3 protein-coding genes and 1 pseudogene are annotated in these 7,027 nt (G+C 57.6%); all 4 read right to left on the bottom strand.

From position 1 onward, the window contains the following. Window positions 1-682 (bottom strand): annotated as a pseudogene (locus ABYT07_RS17655) (peptidase M50); the annotation flags it as partial. Between the two features lie 4 nt (window positions 683-686). Further along, a complete protein-coding gene (locus ABYT07_RS17650; protein WP_372993342.1) occupies window positions 687-2,525 on the bottom strand; it encodes an HlyD family efflux transporter periplasmic adaptor subunit in 1,839 nt (612 codons plus the stop codon). Window positions 2,526-2,658: 133 nt separating this feature from the next. Further along, window positions 2,659-5,778 carry a calcium-binding protein gene (locus ABYT07_RS17645; protein WP_372993341.1) on the bottom strand — a complete coding sequence of 1,040 codons (3,120 nt, stop codon included), beginning with the start codon at window positions 5,776-5,778 and terminating at the stop codon, window positions 2,659-2,661. A 117-nt stretch (window positions 5,779-5,895) separates the two neighbouring features. Then, window positions 5,896-7,027, bottom strand: a 1,132-nt coding sequence (locus tag ABYT07_RS17640) for a calcium-binding protein (RefSeq protein WP_372993340.1), incomplete at its 5' end; no start/stop codon positions are given.

Here is a 7,027-nt window from a genome sequence, read left to right as displayed (position 1 = left end):
TTTCGTGGACCTCTCCTCCGAACTTCTTGACGGCGTATCCGTGGCCCAATTCATGGAACGCCTTCACAACGGGATAGACCAGCCACAGAACGGCCAAGTTGCCGGGGTTCAAAACACGGTCGGTGATGTTCGTGGTCAGCGCACCGATATTCATCGCCGCAAACACGGCAGCCGTCAGCACCAGCAGCAGCCAGATCACGGCAAAGGTCTTGGTCAGAAACGGCCGGATGAACGGCAATGTTGCTGTTAGAAACCAGTCGGGGTCCCAGATTGGGACGCGCACCGCCAAGGGCGACCAGACCTTCTGTTTGATCTCCATCCGCTTGTGCCGCTGGTGGCGGCGGAACAATTCGCGGCTGTCGGGTGACACATCGGCGACCAAGGCGTCTGCGGCATGAAGCTGCCCAAGCAGTCGGATCGCTTCGTCCTGCGTCGGCGCGCGTTCGCCAAGCTGTTCGTTGGCGATATCCCAGACTTCCCCCAACGACCGCGTGCCGTCTAGCATGCCAACCATGCGATATGCCGCAGGGGAAAAACGGTGCGACCGGCCCGTAGCCAGATCCTGCAGGATGAACCAGATGCGACCGCGGTAATCATGGCGATAGATATTCACATGCCTACGCAACCGTGGTTTCAGGTCCTTGACCCGGTACCACGATGGCGAGAATAGCGAGCCAGCCAAAGGACTATGCCCTCCAGGACCAGAAGGTCATACGCACCCACAGCACCAGACGGCGGGTCCAGATCTCGACAAGGCGACGTTCGTCGACCTCAATCTTGGCAACCCCTTCCATACCGGGGCGCAGCGCCTTAATCGGGCCGTCCTCGATCGAGGCTTCGACGTCAAACATATTGGCACCGTTCAGCGGGCTTGAAATCGGCGTTATCCGCTGCACCGCGACGCGGTAAAGCGTATCGGGCAAAGCGCTGAGCACCAAGGGGCCGCTGGCCCCCACCGTCAGATCGCGGATATCGCGTTCGTCCACGCGCAACGTCACGCGGTATTCATCCAAGGGGGCCACTTGAAACAGTACATCGCCCCGTTCAAGCGGTGCGCCAAGGGCTTGGCTCAGGTCGCCCGAAACCACCAGACCGGTAAAAGGCGCGCGGATTGTCATGCGTTCAAGCTGCTGATCCAACAGGCTGATCTGCGCATCCGACTGTTCGATCTGTGACGACAGAATGCGCGCCTGCGTCCGTTCGCGCTGCGCCAGCGCCTGACTATATTCCTGCTGTTGCTTGGTCCGGTCGCCCAGCCATTTCAGCCGCTCAAGACGAATGTCACGGTCTTCCAGCCGCGCCATCACGGCCCCTTTCTGAACCAGATCACCTGCGCGCGCTTCGGACTGGACAAGGTATCCGGCAATCGGCGCGGTCACGACACGCTGGATTTTACCCTGAACAACCGTCGTCGCGGTAACGCGGTAGTTGCCTGTCGCGTAAAAACAAAAGGCGACAAAGGCGATCAACGCAATCACGCCCAGTTTCAAAAGCGCATGCCGCGCGCCGAACAGCGCCTTGAAGAAGTTCGTTATGGAATCCCATATTTTCGCAGACAGCCAACGGTCTTCGCGACGCTTGATATCAAGGACGGGGCCGATCAAAACCGCTGCCTGTTCTGCCAGTTGTACACCACCCGCGTCAAAACCGTCAGTCGACTTGCGCTGCAGCAGCATCGCGCCAATCGTCTTGCCCTGTTCGGTCAGGGGCACAGTGCACAGGCCCGTCCCGCCCTCGTGATCCGCCAGCGCCGTATGGGCGCGGCGCACCCGCGCGGGTGACCCTTCAAGAGGTGGATGCGCGATGACGGCTTGTTGGTCCACAGCTTCGTCCAACGTGGCTTCAATCAGCCGCACAAGGGTCGCGCGTTTGCCAAACGTCGCGGAATTCGACAGCGCGCGCATCCGAATATGCCCGCCCCGCATCATGCCAATCGCCACAAGTTCGCAATTCAGCGCACCGGCCAGTTCCGTGGCGACGGCTGTGGCTGCTTCGGAAAACCGGGTGTGATGCAGGCTGGTAGCCAACAGTTCGATTACCGTGACAAGGTTGTCACTGCCACTGATCCGCTGACGGCGCACCACCGCTTCGATCCAACCAGATGCCCATTGCAGCTGTGCCACGACACGGCGCAAATCAGTGTCGGCAGAGTTATCTGACAGCACGGCCAACACGCCACGCAGTTGCCCGCCGATCAAAAGCGGCACGGCGATCGCCGCGTTATCGTTCTTGCCGGTTTCCACCAGCATGCGTTGGCCTTTCAGGCATCCATCAACGGCACGCATCAATTCAGGCGCAGGGCTTGCGCCATCGGGCCACATCGCAACGGGTTCAAACTTGGCTTTGCCGGTGCCCGCCATGACGACAAGCCCCTGTTGGATACCAGACGTCTGTTTCGCAAAGGCCTGCAACCACGCCGCAGCAACCTGCGCCATATCGGTCCCGCTGCGCAGTTTTTCAAGCGTTTCGGCGCTTAGAAACGGGTCGTCCGAAGCAGACCCGATGGCTTTGGTAAATTCATTCAAGCCGAAAATCCCTGCGGTAGTTGGCTGCCATTAAGCATGTATACATCAAAACCTTGGGGGAATTGTGGCCAATTCCCCATAAAATTAATTCTTATAATAATATTGGTATCTTAGACGCGTTTATTACGTGATTTCAAGGTGCTGAAATCGAGAGGATAAACGGAGCAAGCGCAAAGCGAAGCGCGCTAGTGCCAGCAACATCAAAGGTCAGGTCAGCGCGTGCAAAGTCATGAGCGAAAGACGTCAGGAACTGTTCTGTCACCATCTTGCGCAGATCCTCGTCCAGATCACCCCCGACATAGGTGTTTGAGCGGCTGGACCAGTTGCAATAATCGCCATACCCACCATAGCCGTAAGGCGAAGGCGTATAACGGCCATAGCGGTCGCCAAAGGCGAACACATCATAAGACTTGCGGTGACCAGAGATGTCATCGTGACCTGCGCCCCCAACCACAATGTTGTTGTAGCCAGAGGATGAGAGGTAATCGTCGCCGTCCCCACCAAACAGGATATCCGCACCGCCGTAACTGTAGATGCGATCATCGCCGTCTTCACCATCCATCAGATCGTTTGCACGCGTGCCGTACATCCGGTCATCACCGGACCCGCCCATGACGACCTGACTGGCATCATCGCCATAGCGCAGTTCGCGGCTGTCAGAGAAACGGCCCGAGCCTGCATAAAGCCGATCATGGCCTGTCCCACCGTCAATGAAGTTAGAGCCCGACACGCCATCGATCCAATCATCGCCACCGTTGCCAGACAATGCATTGTTCCGCTCGTTACCCTTGATGGTATCGTCAAAGGCCGAGCCAGAGACATCTTCGAACCCGCCAGCCGTGGTTAGCTTGAGGGACAGGTTGATCTTGCCGTGATGGCGACCGCCGTTGATGATCTGGCGACTGCTATCGCGCAGGTTCAGATCAACCGAGCCGATGAAATCGCTGAAATCAAGTGCGTCGCCGGTATCGTTCATCAGGCCCTTAGGTGTCGTGCCGTTGTCGGAGCGCTTGGAGGAGCGCTCGTTCTCGATGAAGTCGCTTTCAACCAGACGGTCAATGCCAAGGCTGCCACCGGCGAAGACGTAGGTATCATCATTGGTACCGCCCCACGCCCAGTCATTGCCACGACCGCCTTCGATCACGTCCTTGCCACCTGCAGCTACGTCGATCAGCTGCAAACCCGGAATGGTGTAGGGGTCAATGCGGTCAAACACACTGTTATAGTATTCGCGCTTTCCGTTTTCGGTGAACCCGTCAAGGCCGATGATGTTGCCACGGATGATGATCACTTCGGCGTTGTCGCCAACGATCCGGTCATCGCCGTCCTCGCCCTTGATCGTATCATCTCCATCGCCACCGATCAGCACGTCCCCTTCGGCACCACCAAGGATCGTGTCGTTCGCCGTTCCGGGCGCCCCCGTCAGCGCGGCAAAATTGAACACTGTGTTGTCAAAAACCCGCATGAAGCCCTGATCCCCAAGCACGAGGTCGGTATCAAGGTCGCCCTGCTGCACCACATTGGCCTTATCAGCGCCACCGACAATCTGGATGCCTGCAAGGCTCGGCGTGTCGCGGTCATGGAGATACCACTTGCCCTTGTGCTGGTAGCCGCCCGAGTTGATGCGCAGTTCGAACGCGTCACCGCTCACATCGCGGAAGATCACAACATTGGCAGGCAGGCTTGGGTTCATCGGGTCATATTCGATGAATTCACCGGTAAAGTTCGCGCCTGCCGGATCGTTCAGGCTGATCGACTGACCATTGGCCGACACCAGACGATACCCACCATTGCGCGCCGCATCACGGTCTTCTGCATCAATGTAGAGATATACGTCATAGCTGCCGGTTCCGTAGATCGCGCTTAGGCCTGTTACATCGACGCCCAGTTCAGATTTGGACTTGGCATAGATATAGCCGTTGAACAGGCTGCCGTTCTGGGTGTCGGCGTTGATCTGATCGTGATCCTCGACATAGACGTCGCGCACATACTTGCTATCCAGATCCTGACCTACAGTGACTCGGATGCCTTCGTTGGTCAGCATGGAATCCACGCGGACGTCATAGCTCTTGGATTTCTTGTACCAGCCCCAACCTATGTCCTTTGCAAAGGTCTTGGTAAAGTTACCCTGATCCACGAAGTTCGTCCAGGTGCCCGCAGCTACAAAGCCTGCCGGACCGTCAACCCAACCTTCATCAATCTGCGCCCCAAAGTTGAGGCCACGTGCAATCACATCTGTGCCCGACGTCGCATCATCCACACCGTTGTGTTCAAAGATGTCGCCAGTGTTGATGGTGTCATCACCCTGTCCGCCAATCACGCGATCCGTGCCGTTTCCGGTCAGGATCGTGTCATTGTAGTTCGGTGCCGCATCACCATCGCGGCTGACGATCTCGCGCAGTTCGCCAAATTCGACAGGGCCAACTGGACCGGTGCGCAGGAAGGTCAGCATACCGCCGTCGCCCAGAACCGTATCGGCATCAAAGCGGCCCATATCGGCATCACCGGCGCTGTTGATCATGTCGCCACCGGCACCGCCAAGGATGATGTCTTCGCCACCACCGGTAATGATCACGTCATCGCCCCCGATGCTGTCGGCAACAGTCTCGAACGTATCAATCGGATAGGACTGACCAACAATCTGCAGCCCCGAAATGACAGGGTAGCCATAGCGCTGGTTCGACGGGATCGACACTTCGATGGTGATTTCGCCGCCCGACAGACCGGTTGCAGCAACATAATTGCCCAGACCCGGCGCATTCCGCTCTTGCGAGGTCACGCGGATCAGATCGCCATCAAAGTTGACGCCGTCAGGGTCACTGACGAAATAGCTTTCAGACCCGATGCTGACCTGACGCACAGTGCCGTACTTGCGGCTGGTCTTACCGTCATCACCATCAAGGTAAACGTAGATGTCGAACGTCTCGTAATGGCGATCCAGACCGCTCAGCGTGATGACCAGTGTGTCGTCGTGACCGGTATAAAGGTATCCCTCGTACAGACGGTCGTCCGCCGAGTTCGGATAGCGGATATCGCTATGGGTATCATCATTGGCGTCGCGGGTGCGGTCTTTGTTGTCACGCACGCTCCAGTTGACGGCGACATCCCGGATGATGGCACCGGTTTCGTCGCGCACCAATTCAGCCGCGTCATCACCAAATATGCCACGATCCTCGCTCAGCTCGTTCCAGCCATCGGCACGCGGTGCCGGCTTGTCAGAGGCCGAGTTGCCCGCACCGGCAACACCGTCCACTGTGGTGTCCGCCCGATAGTGATCGTTGCCAAAGTTAAAGCTGATGACGCCGAATTCCTGACCATTTGGATCATCAGCGGTCGGGCCTTCGAATACACCGGTCTTGTTCAGCGTGATCTAGGCGTTATCGCCAAAGACGACGTCGGTAAAGTTGTCCACGATGCCCGCGTTGATCGCATCATTGCCGTTGCCGCCAAAGATGATGTCGGTCGACAGACCTGTGCTGATCACATCATCGCCACCAAAGGCCGGGTCAATCGACACGATGTCGCGCAGGAAGGTGTAGGTGCCCGTCTCGGGGTTCACAAAGTTGATGTAGCCGTGGTCGCCCAGAACAATGTCATACCCGTCGGTGCCGCTGAAATCGCCGGCAAAGTCTGTGACAATAGTATCATCCCTGGCACCACCAAATCCGATGTCTTTGCCCAGACCCGTCGTGATCATGTCATTGCCGCCGATTGCGGGGCTTTGCGTGGTCACACTCAGGATCGCGATGGGCAGATCGCCAAAGTTGGTCACGGTGCTGTCAAAGATCGCGGTGCCGTTGTCGCCAAGCACGATGTTATCACCCTGACCCGCGTCGATTGTATCATCGCCGTTGCCACCAAAGATCAGGTCGGTGCTGGTGCCGGTGGCGATCATGTCGTCATCACCCAATTCATCCGCAATCGACATCAGCGTGCGCAGCGCCAGACCAAAGCTTGGCACGTTCGTCTCGATCGCACCGGATTTCAGCAGACCGCTATCGCCCAGAACGATGTTCGACCCTTCGGAGGCGTAAATCTCGTCCTGATCAAAGCCGCCCAACACAATATCGTCGCTGCGACCGGTGTTGATCACATCGCGCCCGCCAAAGGCCGTGTCGATGGACGTCACCAAGTCGAGCGTCGCCAGATCACCATCACGGTTCCAGTACGCGGCACCAAAGTCACCGAAGACCAGATTGATCGCGTCAGTTTGCGTCGCAGTCTCACCCACGTTTGCCGTGATGGTGTCATTGGCACCGCCACCAAGGATCAGGTCAGCGCCATACCCCGTGCGGATCATATCGCTGCCGCCCGTTGTGGGCGATGTGGTCGAAATCTCGACTAGCGCGATTTGAAGGTCACCGAAGTTCGACGCTTCCGTCTCGAAAATCACATAGCCGTTGTCGCCCAGAACGATGTTCGACCCTTCGGAGGCGTAAATCTCGTCCTGATCAAAGCCGCCCAACACAATATCGTCGCTGCGACCGGTGTTGATCACATCG

The organism is Sulfitobacter sp., from assembly GCF_041552635.1.
Taxonomy (GTDB): Bacteria; Pseudomonadota; Alphaproteobacteria; order Rhodobacterales; family Rhodobacteraceae; genus Sulfitobacter.
Note: the sequence above shows the minus strand (reverse complement) of the source record. Positions and strands in the feature narration are given on the sequence as shown.